A 17,549-nucleotide genomic window follows, 5' to 3' on the forward strand; every position below is an offset into this window, starting at 1 on the left:
ACATGTTAATGTTTAAAAAGGTTTATTTTCTGCTACAATACCCAAATTATGAAAACGCAATCAGCACACGCACACGCTTGGCTAGCTCTTAGGGCTTCGGCGGGCAGTGGCAAGACCTTTGCCTTGACTTTGCGCTATGTCGCTTTGCTCTTTGAAGGGGCGCATCCGGCAAATATTTTAACCTTGACCTTTACCAAGAAGGCCGCTGCCGAAATGTATGATCGCATCTACGAGACCCTTGCCCTTTTAAGCACGGCTAGCCTTGCCTACCAGCAAGACCCCACCCACCAACCCGAGCCTAAAACCCAAGAAATCCTAGAGGTTTTGCAAAGGGATTACAATTTATCCCTAGCACGCCTAGCCAGCCTAAACGCTCCCAAAATCTACGCTGACTTTTTACAAGAAACCCCCCCCATTATCACGATCGATGCTTTTTTTCAACAAGTCTTAAGAAAATTCAGTTACTTCGTGGGCGTGGTGTCGGCTTTTGAAGTGGGCGAGACTTCTTTAGATGAACGACTCAACGCCTTTTTAAGCCATCTAAAGCCCCAAGACTTAGGCAGATTTAAACGCCTTTGTCTGTTGTTGCTCACACCGGGGCGCTCGAGTGTTTCCCACGCACTTAAAGGCTTTTTAGACTTGCACGATGGCGGCGTGGACTTCGCTCCCCCCACCGCCCCAAATGTTAACTTTAAACAACTGGAGCAAGAGATTTTTGAGGCATATAGCGTTTTAAAGATCCCTAAGCAAAGAAAACCCAAAGAAGACTTTCAAGCTGTCCTCAAAGCCTTGGACACACAGGGGGCACAAATAGCCTTAAGCGAAAACCCCGATTTGAAAGCCAAAATTGCGGATTACTTTAATCTAAGAGAAGCCGCTATTTTAAACGAATTTGCCTATTTTTTAGAGTGTTACAAAAAGCATAACCGCAACCCCAACCGCTTAAGTTTCTCCGCAATCACGCTCAAAGTCAACCAACTGCTAAGAGATTTGATCGACAAAGACTTCTTTTACTTCCGCCTAGATAGCCAAATCATGCATATTTTGATCGATGAGTTTCAAGACACCAACCCCTTGCAATTTGGCATTTTAAAGCCCTTAGTAGATGAGATCAAGGCGGGTAAGGGGCAAAAGTGGGGGGATCGCAGTGTGTTTTTTGTGGGCGACTCTAAACAGAGCATTTATGGCTTTAGGGGGAGCAAAAGTGCGCTTTTTGAAAGGGTTTGCACTGAGATACCTAGCCAGTCTTTGGAGCATAACTACCGCAGCACGGGTGTGGTGCTAGACTTTGTGAACGCTACCTTTGCGCCCAAGATTGTAGGCTACACCCCTCAAAAACTTCCCGAAAAACGCCAAGATTTAGCCGACAAGGGCTATGTACGGGTGCAAAGCGTCCCAATAGCGGATTTAGAAAACGAGGCAAAAGTAGAGGCGGTGTTAACCGGGGTTTTAAACGCCATAAAAGAGCTGTTAAACACTGGGGTAGCGGCGCAAGAGATCGCAATTTTATGTTTTAAAAATGATGATGTCAACGACCTAAAGGAGTTTTTAACCCCCCATTTAAAGGGGGTGCAGATTGTGAGCGCGACCGATCTAAGCCTCTTGGCGCAGAAAGAGGTCAAAGCCTTGCGCCACGCCCTGCTTTATACTCTCTGCCCGGCTGAACAACAAAGCTACCACTTAGCCAATGTTACTAAGTTGTGTAGCTTGGCTTTAAATAATCCGCCTACATTGCCCTCCTTAAATTCCAATTTGAGCGCCCATATTTTAAATCTTATGCAAACCTTAGAGCTGTTTAGCCCGAGTGCACTCCACTTTTTAGAACACTCTTTAGAGTTCAACGATCCTATAGAATTTTTAGAAGATTTGGAGCAAAAGAACATCCAAATCGCCCAAAGCGAGGCGGTGGGGCTAAAGATCATGACCATCCATAAGTCTAAGGGCATGGAGTTTGGGCATGTGATCTTAATGGATCGCTTGAGCCAGCAGGCGACAAACGACACGCAACAATTCCTCGAGTACAATCAGCGCATTTTTTATAAACAGAGCCATAGAAAGCATGTAGACCCCCTCTACAAGAAAGCCCTAGACGCAAGCGATGGATCTCGCAAAGAGGAGGGCATTAATGTCTTGTATGTCGCCTGCACGCGGGCTAAAGAGAGTTTAAACATTGTGCAAAAGGACAAAGAAAGTGCCTTCATGCCCCTTGGGCTTTTAGATTGCGTAAAAGGGCAATTACCTAAAAGCACCCCCAAAGAGTCCTTAGCCACCCCTAAACCCACAGGTGCAGCACTTTTAAACAGCCAAAAAGCCTTTGGGGCACAAGAGGACAAAAACCAAAACCAAGAACCTAAAAAAGAGCTGGAGGGCAGCCGCCCTGCGCGGATCTTTGGGCTAGCGTTGCACAAAGCTTTAGAGTTATTTTATGGCTATGGGATTGGATTAAAGGGCGTGCAAGAGTATTTACACCACCACTATGGCTTTGAGATGCCCACTAAGGCCCTATTAAAACGCCTAGAACTGCTAGAGCAAGACAAGGACTTTAAAGATTTGTTAAAAGGGCAAGTTGTGGCTGAGGTGGGCTTTAAATTTGGCAAGGATTTGTTGCGCATGGATATGGTCGCCTTGGATCAAGACAACTGCACCATCCTAGATTATAAAAGTGGAGAGGGGGACATAAAAGCACACCAAGCACAAGTGAAGGGCTATTTGCAAAGAGTGCAAGCCCTCTACCCACAGAAAAACACCCAAGCGTTCTTGGTTTATGTGCTGAAAACCCAGATACAACTGCAACGACAAGGCTAGCCATGCCCGACATGAAAAAAAACATTTTCGTAGATTTTGTCAAAAGCGAATCCTTTGGGGGGATTTTCTTGTTTGTGAGTGCCGTGTGGGCGATGATTTACGCCAACTCGTTTATGTCCCATTACTACTTCGGGCTGTGGCACACCAAGCTAGGCATCGTCTTTGGGATGAAATTTTTTGGTTTCTCCATCCACCATTGGATCAACGATGTGTTGATGGCGTTTTTCTTTTTGGTGGTGGGCTTGGAGATCAAGCGGGAGGTGATGTATGGGGAGTTGTGCGGGTTTCAAAAGGCCGCCTTCCCCGTGATCGCCGCGCTGGGAGGGATGATGGCCCCCGGGATCATTTACTATAGCCTCAATGCCGGCACCAACAGCGCGCATGGCTTTGGCATTCCCATGGCAACCGACATCGCTTTTGCTTTGGGGGTGATTTTGCTTTTGGGCAAACGCGTCCCCCCTGCACTTAAAGTTTTCTTGGTAACCCTAGCGGTCGCCGATGATTTAGGCGCGATTGTGGTGATCGCCATTTTTTACACCACGCATTTAAAATTGATTTGGCTGGGCGGCTCGGCGTTGATTTTACTCATCTTGCTAGTGCTCAATCGCTTGGGAGTGAAAAACCTATTCCCCTACATCATTTTAGGTGTGGGGCTGTGGTTCACCACACACAATAGCGGGATCCACGCCACCATTGCCGCCGTGGCTTTGGCGTTCACGATCCCCATTAAGGTTTCTCAACCCTCTAAGGTCTTACAATCCTTTTCAAAAGCCCTAGAGCATTTTAAAGATTGCTTTAAAAACCCCGCCACCAAACCCCTAGAGCAAGACCAAAGAGATGCGCTTTATAGCCTACAAAATGCCACCATGTCGCTGCAAAGCCCTTTAGAGCGTTTGGAGCACATCTTGCACCCCTATGGGGCTTACTTCATCATGCCCCTCTTTGCCTTTGCCAATGCCGGGGTGCAAATTGGCGAAAATTTAAACTTCCATGTAGATGAGATTTTATGGGGCGTGGTTTTGGGGCTAGTGGTGGGAAAACCCATCGGGATTTTAGGCATCACCTTTTTAAGCGAGAAACTGCACATTGCCAAACGCCCCGAGGGGGTGAGCTGGGGGCAGATTTTGGGTGCTGGCATGCTCGCAGGCATTGGCTTTACCATGTCCATGTTTATCTCCAACATCGCTTTTAACAGCGCGGACGCCATGGAAGTGTCTAAAATCGCCATTTTATTAGGCTCGATCACTTCGGGCATTGTGGGCACCTTATATTTACTTGCACTGGGGGCACTCAAAAAAGCTAAAAATTAGAAAAAGTCGTTATAATTGCGCTTACTCACATAAGGAATTGTATGAATCAAACCAAGGACATCTTAACCTCTCTATTGCCCCTTTTGGTGCTGTTTTTGATTTTCTATTTTCTCATCATCCGTCCCCAAAGGGTGCAAGCCAAGAAACATAAGGAAATGGTGGAAGGCTTGCAAAAGGGTGATAAGATCGTAACGCAGGGTGGACTCATTTGTGAGGTCATCAAGCCCGAGAGCAACTTTTTTAAAGTCAAGCTCAACGATAACATAGAGGTCAAGCTCTCTAAAAACCATGTCGCTTACAAGCTTGAAGACCAAGCCCCAACAGAAGGAAACTAGCCCGTGCAACGGGTGTTTAATACACGGCTTTTAGTTTTTATTTGTGCCCTAATCTTTGGCGTAGGTTTTGCTTTGCCCAGCTTTTTACAAACTAAAGGCCCTAAGATCACCTTAGGTCTGGATTTAAGGGGTGGGCTTAGTTTGCTTTTAGGGGTGGGCGTGGAGGAAGCCCTAAAGACCAAATACGCCTCCATTGCTTCTTCACTCGACTACGCCTTCAAGCAGCAGAATATCCTAGTGCAGGATTTGCACTCCTCTTTGCAGGGCGTGTCTTTCACACTCTTAGACAAGGACGATGAAAAGAATGTAGACAAGATTTTGCAAGATTGGCGCAAAGACGGGGTGGAAATTTTCACCACCGGTAGCAACTACACCCTACGCCTCTCCTTTAGAAAGACACAAGCCTACAAGCAGCAAACCGTGGTGCAGGTCATCAGCACCATTAAAAACCGTCTCGATCAATTTGGGCTAGCCGAGCCCACCGTGTTGCAACAGGGCAAAGACGCGGTGTTGGTGCAACTGCCCGGGATCAACAGCATTGAGGAAGAGCAAAGAGCGAAGGATCTCATCACCAAATCCGCCCACTTGCAAATGATGGCAGTCGATGAAGAGAAAAACGAGTATTTAGACAGCCTCACCGATGAAGAGATTAAAAAATTAGGCGATGTGGTCTTGCCTTATGCGGGCAGAGGTGGGCAAGCCTATGGGCATTTGCTCTTAAAGGCGATCCCCATTTTGGATGGCGAAATGCTCACAGACGCGCAGGTGGTCTATGACAAGAACAACCAACCCGTGGTGAGCTTCTCTTTAAACTCGCAAGGGGCAAAGATTTTTGGCGACTTTTCAGGCGAGAATGTGGGCAAACGCATGGCGGTGGTGTTGGATCATAAAGTCTACTCTGCGCCCTATATCCGTGAGCGTATCGGGGGGGGCAGTGGGCAAATCAGTGGCGACTTCACGGTCGCACAAGCAAGCGATCTAGCCATTGCGCTAAGAAGCGGGGTGTTGAGTGCGCCCCTGGTGATTTTAGAAAAACGCATCATTGGTCCTAGCCTTGGAGCAGATAGCATTAAAACCTCGATCGTGGCACTCATTGGGGGCTTTATTTTGGTGATGGTCTTTATGATCAGCTACTACGCCCTCGCCGGGGTGATCGCCAGCGTGGCGCTCATTGTCAACTTATTTTTAATCATTGCGGTGATGGCGATCTTTGGAGCGACCTTGACCTTGCCGGGCATGGCGGGTATTGTGCTCACCGTCGGGATGGCGGTGGACGCAAACATCATCATCAATGAGCGCATTAGAGAGGGTTTAAGGCGCAATGAGAGCATTGCTCAGGCACTACACTCGGGCTATGCCAACGCCTCAAGGGCGATTTTTGACTCGAACTTAACCTCGCTCATTGCCTCGTTTTTGCTCTACGCCTATGGCACGGGCTCGATCAAGGGCTTTGCGCTCACCACGGGTATCGGTATTTTAGCCTCGATCCTCACCGCCATTGTCGGCACGCAGGGCTTTTACCAAGCCATTTTGCCCCAAATCTCGCGCAACAAAAACTTGGCGTTGTGGTTTGGCGTGCAGAGTCAAGTTTCTCAAAGGGGGCGTAGTGGAGCTGTTTAAGCGGGTTAAGATCATCAACTTCATGGAGTATTCCAAATGGGGGCTTGCAGCCTCCACGCTTTTAGTGATCGCTTGTTTGGGGCTGATCTTTTTTAAGGGCTTTAATTTGGGTGTGGATTTTGCGGGCGGGAGCGTGGCACAGGTGCGCTTTGTTAAAGACGCCCCCATTGCCAAAATCCGCCACGCCTTCAATGAGGCGCATTTTAGCGGCGTGCAGGTGAGCGCCTTTGGTTCGGAGCGGGAAGTGGTGATCAAAATTCCCGTGGGCAAGGTGCACAAGGACTTGAGCACCGAGATCACTAAGATTTTAAAGCCCTTGGGGCAGTTTGAGATCCGCAAGTTAGACAGCGTGGGGCCCAAAGTGGGCGATGAGCTGAAGAAAAAGGGTGTACTCTCTTTGGTGCTTGCCATCCTTGCGATGATGTTGTATGTGGGGGTGCGCTACGAGTGGCGTTTCGCGCTCGCCAGTGTGATCGCCTTGTTGCACGATAGTCTCATCACCGCCACAAGCGTGATCGTGTTTAACATTGATTTAAACCTAGAAGTCATCGCCGCCATTTTGACGCTGATTGGCTACTCGATCAATGACACGATCATCATCTTTGATCGTATCCGTGAGGGCATGCTCACCAAGCGCACAAATGATTTAGATTATGTCATTAACGAAGCGATTTCAAGCACACTTACAAGGACTTTACTCACTTCCTTAACCGTGTTCTTTGTGCTCTTGGTGCTGTATGTCTTTGGCTCTAAAATCTTGGTGGGCTTTTCCTTGCCCATGCTCATTGGCACGATCGTGGGGACTTACAGCTCGATTTTCATTGCCCCTAGAGTGGCGGTTTTGCTCGGCTTTGACTTGGAGCGCTACCACGGAAATGAGCTAAAAAAAGCCAAAAAGAAACAAGAAAAAGAACGCTTGCGCCGCCAATACGAACACGGGCGGGTGTAGAAAGGAGAGTTATGGACTGGGGTCGGGTTGTCTTTACCGTTTTTAGTTTGGCGAGCACCACCTCCATTGCGGGGTTTTTGTATGAGCCCAATGTGGTGATCCTCTTTGTGGCGTTGGCACTAAATCTCATTGTAACCACGCTGAAAATCGGAGTGCAAAAGCAATTCGCCTCCGAGCTTATGGGCGGTTCGCTAGTCGCCCTCTTGCACCTCATGCCCGCCTTTGTGTTTTTGCAAATCTTAAACAATTTGATCTTTGCCTACACCTTGATGATCGGGGCATTGATCAGTAATGTCTTTTGTTTGGTGCTCTTGGTGATCGACAGCATTAAAAATACGGATTTGGAATATTAAATGCAAACCTACAACCCTAAAAAAATTGAAGAAAAATGGCAACAAGTTTGGGCGCAAACGAACGCCTTTGAACCTAGTGATGACTTTAGCAAACCCAAGAGGTATATTTTAAGCATGTTGCCCTATCCTAGCGGAGAGGTGCATATGGGGCATGTGAGAAACTACGCCATAGGCGACGCTTTGGCGCGCTATGCCCGCCAAATGGGACATAATGTCTTGCACCCCATGGGCTTTGATGCCTTTGGCATGCCTGCAGAAAACGCCGCCATTAAGCACGGCGTGCACCCTAAAAAATGGACCTATGAGAACATGGCAAAAATGCGCCAAGAGTTTAAGGCTCTGGGCTTCTCCTTTTGCCAAGAGAGGGAGTTTGCCACTTGTGCGCCCGATTACACCAAGATCGAACAGCAATTCTTCATTGAGATGTATAAAAAGGGTTTGGTCTATCAAAAAAAGGCGTGGCTCAATTGGTGCCCTCACGATAAAACCATTTTAGCCAATGAACAGGTGATCGATGGGCGGTGCTGGCGTTGCGATTGCTTGGTAGAGCAAAAGGAAATGCCCCAATACTATCTAAAAATCACTGCCTATGTGGAGGAACTGCTAGAGGGCTTAAAGACTCTAGAGGGGTATTGGCCTAACCAAGTACTACGTATGCAAGAAAATTGGATGGGCAAATCTGCCGGCTTAGCCTTTAGCTTTAGCCTAGATCAAGCTAGCCAAGATCTCTTGGGGTATTCTCAAGACTTGGAGGTTTTCACCACCCGCATAGACACCATTTACGGCGTTACTTTCATTGCCCTAGCCCCGGGACATCCCTTCGTGCAAACCTTGCTAGACAAGGGCGTTTTAGACCCCAAAGCCTCTAAAGAAATCATCGCCATCCAAAACATCAACATGCGCACGAGGGCGTTAGAAAAGAGGGGGGTTGCTTTGCCTTTAAGGGCGATTCATCCCCTCACAAAAGAGTTAATTCCCGTGTATGTGGCTAATTTTGTGTTAGAAAACTATGGCAGTGGGGCGTTAATGGGCGTGCCCGGTTGCGACCCTAGGGACTACGAGTTTGCCACGCTCTTAAATATCCCCATTGTCCCCTTGATTGTGGGGCAGGAAGTGCCCTGCAATGAGGTGGGGGTTTTACAAAACAGCCACAATTACAATGGCTTAAGCACCACGGAGGCGAAAGAAAAATTAAGCATGCTCTTTGAAGAGCAGGGCTTGGGGCAAAGGGTCATTAATTACCGCCTGCAAGACTGGGGCATTTCACGGCAACGCTATTGGGGGGCGCTGATTCCCATGGTGCATTGTGCTAATTGTGGGCTGGTGTGTGAGAAGTTAGAAAATTTGCCTATCTTACTGCCCGAAGATGTTACGATCGATGGCGAGGGCAACCCCTTAGACAAGCACCCGACTTTTAAAGACTGCACTTGTCCACAATGTGGGGGCAAGGCGCAAAGAGAAACCGACACGATGGACACCTTTTTCCAATCAAGTTGGTATTTTTTGCGCTACACCACGCCCAAAGAGTTATGGGACAAACAAGCCTTTGAGCCCCAAGAATTAGCCTATTGGCTGGGTGTGGATACTTACATTGGGGGGATCGAGCACGCCATTTTGCACCTGCTCTATGCGAGGTTTTTCACAAGGGCTTTAAGGGATTTGGGCTATGTCAAGTTAGACGAGCCGTTTTTAACGCTCATCACGCAGGGCATGGTGCTTAAAGACGGGGCGAAAATGAGCAAGTCTAAGGGTAATGTCGTCACCCCTAGAGAGATTTTAAACAAGCACGGGGCGGACATTGCAAGGCTCTACATCCACTTTGTCGCCCCCCCGCACAAAGAGCTAGATTGGAACGATCAAGCCCTAGAGGGGGCGGCGCGCTTTTTACGCCGTTTTTATGAAAAATCCTTTTTGGCCAAGCCCTGTGAGAGCGCGCCAACAATAGAGCCAAATAGCCTAAATGCAGAGGACAAACAAGCCCGCCAAAAGGTGCATATGGCTTTGCAAAAATGCCACGACATTTTTAAAGAAACCATCCCCAACTACCCCTTCAACACTTTAATCGCTGCGTGCATGGAGGCACTAAATGCCCTAGAAAAGAGCACGAACACGGCCGTGTGGACGGAGGGCTATTACATCCTCACCCACACCCTAGAGCCCATCATCCCCCATGTATGCTTTGAAATTGCCAATAGGCTTTTTAAGCTTAGCAACTTTAAACCCCTAGAAGTGGACGCCAAGGCCCTAGAGCAAGAGAGCGTGAATGTCGCCATCACCATTAATGGTAAAAAGCGTGGGCTAGTGAGCGTGCCTAAAGACACCCCTAAAGAGGCGTTGCTAGAGACTGCCCGCCAAGAGGTGGCAAAGTGGCTAGAGGGGCAAAGCGTGCTTAAAGAAGTGGTCGTGCCAGCCAAGCTGGTGAATTTCGTGCTTGCTTAAGAAATGTGGCGGGCGTGGGTTTTAGTTTTGTTGTTTGGGGGCTGTGGGTATCAGCCCATCGCCAACTTTGCGGATAAGGTGTTGGGTAAAGGGGTTTATGTGCGCCTCGTAGTGAACTTGCCCAACCCTAAAAACTCTGTGGAGTTTAAGGACTTGTTAAACCGCTTCATCGTGCAGCGCTTCCAAAACACCCTCACCACAGAGAAGCAAGCCGACTCGATCATCACCATTGAAATGAAAAGGGTTATCGACACTTCCATCAGCCAAAACCAAGAGGGTTTCACCACCTTTTACCGCGTGACGGTGTATGTCACCTACACCTACGACAATAAAAAGGGCACGACCAAGACCTTTGAGGACAATGGCTATTACAACTACGCCGTGTCCTTGCAAGACCCCTTAATCACCTACAACAACCGCCTGTATGCCATCGGGCAGGCGTTGGAGCAAACCCTCACGCAATTTGTGTCCCAAATTGCCTACGAGGGCAAGGTGAATAAATGAAGTTAAACGATTTTCTTGCCACAAAACCCTTTGAGCTCGCCCCCTTTGAGCCTCAGCGTTTTAAGCAAGTCTACAGGGATTTTTGCCAGCATTTTAAAGACAACACGCCTAAAATCCAAATCATCGGTACCAATGGCAAGGGCAGCACAGGGCGCTTTTTAGCCCAAAGCTTGGAGGCGAGTGGCTTTAAGGTCCTGCACTTTAGCTCCCCACATTTGCTAGACTTTAATGAGCGTTTTTACACACAAGGACGGAATGTTCCCCAAAGTGAATTAGAACAGGCCCACGCCTATTTGCGAAGCCTACCCATAGATGCGCACTTAAGCTATTTTGAATACGCCACGCTTTTAGCAGTGGTCTTAGCTAAGGACTGCGACTTTATGGTCGCTGAGGCAGGGCTAGGCGGGGAGTTTGACAGCACCACGAGTTTAAACAAACGCATTGCGCTGGTTTTCACGCCCATTAGTGTGGATCACACCGATCGCCTAGGCAGTAGCTTATTAGAAATTGCCACGACTAAACTAAGAGCGGGGCTACATTTAGAGCCACAAGTGCCTATGATTTTTGCTAAACAAGAGCCGGAAGTGCAAGAGCTTACCAAAAAACTTTTGCCTAGCCAAAATTTGGCTTTTATTGAGGAGTTAAGCCAAGAAGCCCTAAGAGAGGGGCAAAAGTGGGGCTATCCGCCCTTCTTGGTGCAGAATTTACAAACAGCCCTAAGCACCCTAACAGCCCTAGATCTCGCACCCAAAGCCCTAAAACGGCTCAATTTAAGGGGGCGTTTTGAGCACATTACGCCCAATATCTTATTAGATGTGGCGCATAATGTAGGGGGGGCTAGGGCTTTGGCTGAGGCTTTAAAAGGGCGGCAATTAGACTTGATTTACAACAGCTACGCCAGAAAAGACGCATTGGGGGTCTTAGAAAGTTTAAAGCCCTATGTGCAGCATGTGTGGATCTTGCCCGTGCCAGACCCGCAGATCATGCCCCAAGAGAAGTTGCAAGGGATTTTAAAGCAACTCAATTTGCCCTTTAGCCCTTTTAGGGGGGTGATCGAGCCTAGTAAATCTTATTTAGTGGTGGGCTCTTTTAGCGTGGTGCGTGCCTTTTTACAAGGGGGGTTTTTTGGCAGATAAGTTCATGCTCACCATCATTGATGAAAACGGCTCGAGGCAGTGGCGGGTGCCTAGAAACGCTAAGAAGCATGCTTTGATCGCCGTGGCTGTGGTGCTTATGGTGCTTTTGGGTGGAGGCCTAATTTTAAGCTACTTGGTGCATAGGGTCAGCGGCCTCACCTTAGATAAAAATATCATCCAAGCCAATTATCAAAATCTCTACAATAAAAACAGCACTTTAGCCCAAGAAATCATCCAAAAAAACCGAGAAATTGCCCTTGTAACCCATAAAATTAAAGACCTAGAGAGCATTTTGAAAGTGGAAAAAATGAAGGGGAATAAGATTTACAAGGTGGCCCTGGACGCCTTGTCTAAAGCAAATAAAACCCTCGCTTTAGCCCTTATCCCCAATGGCGAGCCCGTCAAAAGCTATCATGCAAAGCTGAAGGCGAACACTTTGCATAAAAAATCGCTGGGGCCTTACAGTGCCTATAACTTTAGCGTGGCTGTCAACACCCCCGTTTACGCATGCGCTAGTGGGGTGGTGGATTTGTTGTTGCAACACAATTTTAGAGACTATGGCAAATTGATCCGTCTAGAAAACGCCTTTGGTTTCACTTCTATTTATGCCCGCCTAAACTCCATAGTCATTAAACCCCACACTTTTGTGCAAAAGGGCGAACTCTTGGGTTATAGCAGCGCGAGTTTACACTATGAAATCCGCTTTTTGGGGCGGATTGTGGACATGCCCTTGTTCATGGATTGGAGTTTGGAAAATTTTAGCGTGGTTTTTCAAGACGAACAAGTGGATTGGCAGAATCTCTTTTACAGCATTGAGGACATGGTGCAAGTGCAGGGCTATAAAAAAGCCCAAGCTCAAGGTTTAGGGGAATTTAGTGTGGCTCAATAAGCGGCTGATTTTAATCTTCACCTACAACGATGGGAGCAAGACCCTAAACATCCCCATTGTCTGCAAACAGTTAGCCTATTATTTGCTTTTATTGGTAGTAGGGGTGTTGCTCTTTTTGGCCATCGCTCTTTACACGCTCGAGCACGAAATCCACGCCACCAAAGTCCAAACTAAAAAGCTTAACCGCAAATACCAAAAGAGCACACAAGTCCACGCCCAATTAAACCAACAATTACAAGGCTACCTAGAAGAGATCATGCTCGCCGGCGATCGCATCAACGATTTAGAGGACTTTGTGGGCATCGACAACAGCCAGGGGGACGACGACGCCCCCCTATCTCAACGCCTAGATGTTGCCAGCATCACAGGGATGCAAAAGACCTTTATCATGCGCTTCATCCCCAACGACAACCCGCTAGAGAGTTTTAAAAGGGTTTCTAGCACCTTTGCTAAACGCTACCATCCCATTTTGCACCGCATGGCCAACCACACGGGCGTGGATTTAAGCACCCCCATTGGCACCCCCGTTTACGCCACCGCCAATGGGGTGGTGGGCTTTGCGGGGCGGGGGTGGAATGGGGGGTATGGGCGCTTACTCAAGCTCTACCACCCCTTTGGTTTTAAGACCTACTACGCCCACTTAAAGAGAATCGTGGTGAAAAATGGAGAGTTTGTCAAAAAAGGGCAACTCATCGCCTACAGCGGTAGCTCTGGGATGAGCACGGGCCCACATTTGCACTATGAAGTGCGCTTTTTGAACAAGCCCATCAACCCCATGGATTTTATTAAGTGGAACATGAAAGATTTTGATTTTATCTTCACAAAGGAAAGGAACATTGCATGGCAATCTTTGCTAACGATCATAAACAACCTGCTAATGGATCAGCCACCATCATCGCCCAAGGCACCAAGTTCAAAGGCGAATTAAATATTGACTGCCACCTACACATCGATGGCGAGTTTGAGGGCACCATCCACTCGAAAAGCGTGGTGGTGATCGGCAAAAATGGCGTGGTGATGGGCGAAATCTTTGCCTCTAAGATTGTTGTGAGTGGCAAATTCAATGGCAATGCTGATGCCGACATCATTGAAATCATGTCCATGGGGTATGTGGATGGTAAAATTGTGAGCGCAGAATTGGTGATCGAGCGCAAGGCAGTTTTAACCGGCGAGAGCCACCCTAAAGATTCTCTTAAAAAATCTATGGAGAACAAACCCCCCAAGAATGATTCAATCTAGCCTTTATGCAGCTCTAGGCACTTTCAAGCCCACAATCCTAGCCACCAAGGATGCTAAAGAAGCCCTAGAAGCCCTGCAAGTGTGGCGCTTCTTTAGCCCACACACCCCCGTGTTTGTGCTGCCCGATCTGCGCGCCCATTACTTAGATGATATGCGCGCCTTTAGCAGCGAACTCAAAGAGCTTTTAAGCACTCTAGGGCGTTTTTACACTTCTTTAAGGAGCGATCCCAACACCAAGCTTTTAGCCCCGCTAAGTGCGCTCTTACACCCCCTACCTTGTGCCAAACTCTTACAAAGTTTTCGTGTTACTTGTTTGGAGAGCTACCCCCTACAAGAGTTACAAGAAAAATTAAGGCTTTTTGGCTACGACTTTGTGGATTTGATCGAACTGCCCGGCGAGGCGAGCTTTCGAGGCGACATTGTGGATATTTTCATCCCCGGGCAAGCAAAGCCACACCGCTTAAGCTTTTTAGGCCAAGATTGCGAGGACATCCGCACCTTTGATTTGCGCACGCAGCTTAGCGACCCGCCCATCATCGAGCACATAGACATCACCCCCGCTCTTTTTAGCCTAGATGCGCCCACGCATGCGATGCTGCAACAACGCCTAGACAAGCTCAACGCCCCCGTGTTTCTGCCCGATTTGGCCTCCTTGGGCTTTTGGGTGTTGGAGGATTTTGGGTGCGATTTTTTAACGCACTACGCTACCATTTTAAGCCCAGAGGCTAAAGAGCAAGCCAAGGAGTGGCACAGCCTAGAGCCAAGCCCAGCCCTAGAGCGCGCCTTAAGCCTACCCATTTTGCCCACACCGCCACATTACCAAGACATCCAAAAGCCAGCCAACTTACAAGACTTTTTAAAACTCAACGCTGCCAAGAAAGCCACGCTCATCGCCAAAAATGTAGACTTCTTGCCTCACATCAACGCTCCCTTTGAGAGTGCGATCTCGGCGTGTGTGCTACACTTTAGCACCCCCACACAGCTCTTTTTATCCATGCATAGCTACGAGACACCAGGGAGTGCGGGCCACTCCAAGCTCATGCTCAATGAACTCACCCCGGGGGATTTTGTGGTGCATGAAAACTACGGCATCGGGCTGTTTAAGGGGCTGGTGCAGCAAAGCGTGCTGGGCAGTGTGCGCGACTTCATCGCCCTAGAATACCAAAACGCCGACCGCCTGCTCTTACCCGTGGAGAATTTGCACCTCATCGAGCGCTACATCGCTAACCAAGATATGCCCTTGTTAGATAAGCTAGGCAAGAGCAGCTTTGCCAAGGTGAAAGACAAGGTGCGCTCTAAAATTTTAGACATGTCCTCTCAAATCATCGCCTTAGCCGCTAAACGCAACTTGCTTAAAAGCGGCCAAACAGCCATCGACATGTCCAAAATGCAGACCTTTAAAAAAGCCTGTGGCTTTGCGCTCACTGCCGATCAAGAGCAGAGCATCGCCGCCATTTTGCAGGATTTTGCCAGTGGACAGGTGATGGATCGGCTCTTAAATGGGGATGTGGGCTTTGGCAAAACAGAGGTCGCCATGCATGCCATTTACGCCATGTCTTTAAGCGGCAAGCAAAGCGCGCTCTTTGTGCCCACCACGCTTTTAAGTGCCCAGCACTTTGCGACCCTCAAAGAGCGCCTAGAATCCTTTGGGCTGAAAGTGGCAAAACTCGATCGCTTCAGCAAGGATAAAAGGGTGGTGCTGGAGGGCTTAAAGCAGGGCTTGGTTGATGTAGTGGTGGGCACACATGCGCTTTTGGACGCAAAGTTTAAAGAGCTGGGGCTGGTTGTGGTGGATGAGGAACATAAATTCGGGGTCAGGCAAAAAGAGGCGATCAAGACCTTAAGCGAGGGCGTGCACTGCCTTAGCATGTCCGCCACGCCCATCCCCCGCACCCTAAGCATGGCTCTATCTAAACTTAAAGGGGTCAGCACCTTAAACACCCCGCCTAGCATAAGACAGCCCAGCCGCACCTTTGTCAAGGAAAAGACGGATGCACTCTTAAAAGAGGCGATCTTAAGGGAGTTGCGCCGCAAGGGGCAGGTCTTTTACATCCACAACCACATCGAGAGCATGCCAAAAGTGCAGGCCACCCTTTTAAAACTACTGCCCCACTTGCGCATACAAATCCTGCACTCTAAGATCCCCGCCCTGCAGGCCGAACAAGCCTTGCTAGATTTTGCTAAGGGAGAATATGAGGTGCTTTTATGCACTTCGATCGTGGAGTCGGGACTGCATTTACCCAACGCCAACACCATTATTATTGACAACGCCGACAACTTCGGGCTGGCGGATTTGCACCAGCTGCGCGGGCGCGTGGGGCGTGGGCATTTGGAGGGCTTTTGCTATTTTCTCGTGCAAGACACCCAAAGCCTAAGCAATGAGGCGAAAAAAAGGCTTGTTGCTTTGGAGAAAAACTCGTATCTAGGCAGTGGAGCGAGCATTGCCATGCACGATTTACAGATTCGAGGCGGGGGCAATTTCTTAGGCGCGGATCAAAGCGGGCACATCAAGAGTATCGGCTACGGGCTTTACACGAAAATGCTCGAAGAGGCGATTTGTGGGCGTACGCAGGATGTGGGCGTGGATTTAAGCTTAAGTGTCAGTGGGTTTTTAAGTCCTAAACTCATTGCCAGCGACAGTCTGCGTTTGGAGCTGTATCGGCGTCTTAGCTTTTGCAAGGACTTGGCTAGCGTGCAAGAGATTCAAGTCGAAATACGCGATCGCTTTGGTGCGCTAGACACCATGAGTACGCAATTCTTGCAAATCATTAGAGTCAAGATTTTAGCCAACCGCCTAAACATCAGCAAAATCTCACAATACGGGCAGAACATCACCTTGTTCATGGGTGGCGATCAAAATGTCTTGTTAAAAGCCCCGAGTAAGGACGATGAGGACATTTTGCAAGCCATTTTGTGCCACCTACAGGCACACGCTAAGCCAAAACCTCATCCACAGCCTTAAGCACGCTTGAGGGCAAGAGCCGCGTCATGCAGGCGTGGTTGTCGTGCTTGAGGGGGCAGGTGCGCTGTTTGCAGGGCGAGCAAGGCATGGCCTTAGAGAGTAGGGTCGCCTTTTTGTATTGCCAAGGCCCGGTTTCTCTGGGGTCTGTGGGGCCAAAAAGGGCGATGATGGGGATATTTAAGGCGGCCGCAATGTGCATAGGTCCGCTATCATTGCAGATAAAAAGGTCTAAAGCGGCGATGGTGTCTATGAGCTCGGGGATGCTTGTTTTGCCGCACAGATTATGCAAAAGCGAGTTTTCCTCTAGCGGCTCTAACACTTCTTGTACCACCGCTAAATCGTCCTTAGCCCCCAGCACATACACCCCATAGCCCCTTTCTAATAAGTTGGCGATCAACTCCCTAAAATAAGCGGGCTTCCAGCGTTTAGCGCTCCCAAAGGCAGCCCCCGGGCTCACCCCTATATTTTTAGACCCTGTGAGATTTAGGGGGTTGGCGTGGATGAGTAGGGGGGGCAGGGGGGTTTTGGGCACTAAAGGGCTTAGTAGGTGGCAATAACTTTCTACTTGGTGGGCATTGATGGGTTCTAGGGGGTGGGTGAGTAAAAAAGTGCGCCCTGTACGTCGGTAGCCGACGCGTTTAGGTGTGTTGGTCCAATAGAGCAGCAGGGCGGCATAAAAGTGGTTATTGAGTGTGATCGCAATGTCGCAAGGGCCGATACGCTTAGCTAGCCGATAGGTGGCAAGGGCGCGCCAAAAGGCCTTTTTGGTGTTGTCCACCACCAGCGTGCAATTAGGCGTGTGCTCAAAGAGGGCGCAGATCTTGGGTGGTCCAACTAAAATAAACTCCGCATTGATCTCTTGAAAATGGGCTTGTAGGATTTGTAAAAAGGGGGTTGCCATCACACCATCGCCGAGCCAATTAGGTAAGCGGACTAAAATTTTCATTTATGCACCTTAAAAACCAATCTTTGTTATAATAATAGCCAATATAATAAATAAAAGGGCAT

The 17,549-nt window shown here is 48.7% G+C and carries 14 protein-coding genes; 13 read left to right on the forward strand and 1 reads right to left on the reverse strand.

Annotated features, from left to right (window positions below; translation table 11 throughout):
* Nucleotides 1-48: 48 nt before the first annotated feature.
* From QSJ47_RS01280 to mfd, 13 genes are read left to right on the forward strand one after another with little or no spacing between them, the layout of a single operon-like run.
* Nucleotides 49-2,805 (forward strand): RecB-like helicase, encoded by a 2,757-nt coding sequence (locus tag QSJ47_RS01280; RefSeq protein ID WP_285602174.1) that lies wholly within the window; start codon nt 49-51, stop codon nt 2,803-2,805.
* A 2-nt stretch (nt 2,806-2,807) separates the two neighbouring features.
* Nucleotides 2,808-4,115 (forward strand): sodium/proton antiporter NhaA, encoded by a 1,308-nt coding sequence (nhaA, locus tag QSJ47_RS01285; RefSeq protein WP_221271938.1) that lies wholly within the window; start codon nt 2,808-2,810, stop codon nt 4,113-4,115.
* 41 nt (nt 4,116-4,156) lie between these two features.
* Complete coding sequence (gene yajC, locus QSJ47_RS01290) at nt 4,157-4,450, forward strand: preprotein translocase subunit YajC (RefSeq protein ID WP_285602175.1); 294 nt, start codon at nt 4,157-4,159, stop codon at nt 4,448-4,450.
* Between the two features lie 3 nt (nt 4,451-4,453).
* On the forward strand, nt 4,454-6,070 hold the full coding sequence (gene secD, locus QSJ47_RS01295) for a protein translocase subunit SecD (protein ID WP_285602176.1): 1,617 nt from the start codon (nt 4,454-4,456) through the stop codon (nt 6,068-6,070).
* Nucleotides 6,057-7,019: a protein translocase subunit SecF gene (gene secF / locus QSJ47_RS01300; RefSeq protein ID WP_285602177.1), complete on the forward strand. Its 963-nt coding sequence runs from the start codon at nt 6,057-6,059 to the stop codon at nt 7,017-7,019. The genes secD and secF overlap by 14 nt, the downstream gene beginning before the upstream one ends.
* An 11-nt stretch (nt 7,020-7,030) precedes the next feature.
* Nucleotides 7,031-7,372 (forward strand): DUF6394 family protein, encoded by a 342-nt coding sequence (locus QSJ47_RS01305; protein WP_221271943.1) that lies wholly within the window; start codon nt 7,031-7,033, stop codon nt 7,370-7,372.
* Complete coding sequence (gene leuS / locus QSJ47_RS01310) at nt 7,373-9,811, forward strand: leucine--tRNA ligase (protein ID WP_285602178.1); 2,439 nt, start codon at nt 7,373-7,375, stop codon at nt 9,809-9,811. It begins immediately after the preceding gene.
* 3 nt (nt 9,812-9,814) lie between these two features.
* Complete coding sequence (gene lptE / locus QSJ47_RS01315) at nt 9,815-10,315, forward strand: LPS assembly lipoprotein LptE (protein WP_285602179.1); 501 nt, start codon at nt 9,815-9,817, stop codon at nt 10,313-10,315.
* Nucleotides 10,312-11,451, forward strand: coding sequence for a bifunctional folylpolyglutamate synthase/dihydrofolate synthase (locus QSJ47_RS01320; protein ID WP_285602180.1), 1,140 nt, complete (start codon nt 10,312-10,314; stop codon nt 11,449-11,451). Before lptE ends, QSJ47_RS01320 begins: the two co-directional genes overlap by 4 nt.
* Nucleotides 11,441-12,340 carry a M23 family metallopeptidase gene (locus QSJ47_RS01325; protein WP_221271947.1) on the forward strand — a complete coding sequence of 300 codons (900 nt, stop codon included), beginning with the start codon at nt 11,441-11,443 and terminating at the stop codon, nt 12,338-12,340. Before QSJ47_RS01320 ends, QSJ47_RS01325 begins: the two co-directional genes overlap by 11 nt.
* Nucleotides 12,327-13,268, forward strand: coding sequence for a M23 family metallopeptidase (locus tag QSJ47_RS01330; protein WP_285602181.1), 942 nt, complete (start codon nt 12,327-12,329; stop codon nt 13,266-13,268). The genes QSJ47_RS01325 and QSJ47_RS01330 overlap by 14 nt, the downstream gene beginning before the upstream one ends.
* The gene (locus QSJ47_RS01335; RefSeq protein WP_221271948.1) at nt 13,181-13,579 is read left to right on the forward strand and encodes a bactofilin family protein; all 399 of its coding nucleotides are present in this window, start codon (nt 13,181-13,183) and stop codon (nt 13,577-13,579) included. The genes QSJ47_RS01330 and QSJ47_RS01335 overlap by 88 nt, the downstream gene beginning before the upstream one ends.
* Nucleotides 13,566-16,541: a transcription-repair coupling factor gene (gene mfd, locus QSJ47_RS01340; RefSeq protein ID WP_285602182.1), complete on the forward strand. Its 2,976-nt coding sequence runs from the start codon at nt 13,566-13,568 to the stop codon at nt 16,539-16,541. Before QSJ47_RS01335 ends, mfd begins: the two co-directional genes overlap by 14 nt.
* On the opposite strand, the gene waaF is transcribed toward mfd, so the two are convergent.
* Entirely contained in the window at nt 16,513-17,487 is a 975-nt protein-coding gene (gene waaF, locus QSJ47_RS01345) for a lipopolysaccharide heptosyltransferase II (protein WP_285602183.1), read from the reverse strand. The genes mfd and waaF overlap by 29 nt on opposite strands.
* Nucleotides 17,488-17,549: the final 62 nt, after the last annotated feature.

Source organism: Helicobacter sp. NHP22-001 (assembly GCF_030270165.1).
Lineage (GTDB): Bacteria > Campylobacterota > Campylobacteria > Campylobacterales > Helicobacteraceae > Helicobacter > Helicobacter gastrofelis.

Coding starts and splice junctions, on each gene's coding strand:
- lptE (WP_285602179.1), top strand. CDS start 9,815: ATGTGGCGGGCGTGGGTTTTAGTTTTGTTGTTTGGGGGCTGTGGGTAT.
- QSJ47_RS01320 (WP_285602180.1), top strand. CDS start 10,312: ATGAAGTTAAACGATTTTCTTGCCACAAAACCCTTTGAGCTCGCCCCC.
- waaF (WP_285602183.1), bottom strand. CDS start 17,487: ATGAAAATTTTAGTCCGCTTACCTAATTGGCTCGGCGATGGTGTGATG.
- mfd (WP_285602182.1), top strand. CDS start 13,566: ATGATTCAATCTAGCCTTTATGCAGCTCTAGGCACTTTCAAGCCCACA.
- QSJ47_RS01280 (WP_285602174.1), top strand. CDS start 49: ATGAAAACGCAATCAGCACACGCACACGCTTGGCTAGCTCTTAGGGCT.
- nhaA (WP_221271938.1), top strand. CDS start 2,808: ATGCCCGACATGAAAAAAAACATTTTCGTAGATTTTGTCAAAAGCGAA.
- QSJ47_RS01305 (WP_221271943.1), top strand. CDS start 7,031: ATGGACTGGGGTCGGGTTGTCTTTACCGTTTTTAGTTTGGCGAGCACC.
- yajC (WP_285602175.1), top strand. CDS start 4,157: ATGAATCAAACCAAGGACATCTTAACCTCTCTATTGCCCCTTTTGGTG.
- QSJ47_RS01335 (WP_221271948.1), top strand. CDS start 13,181: ATGGCAATCTTTGCTAACGATCATAAACAACCTGCTAATGGATCAGCC.
- leuS (WP_285602178.1), top strand. CDS start 7,373: ATGCAAACCTACAACCCTAAAAAAATTGAAGAAAAATGGCAACAAGTT.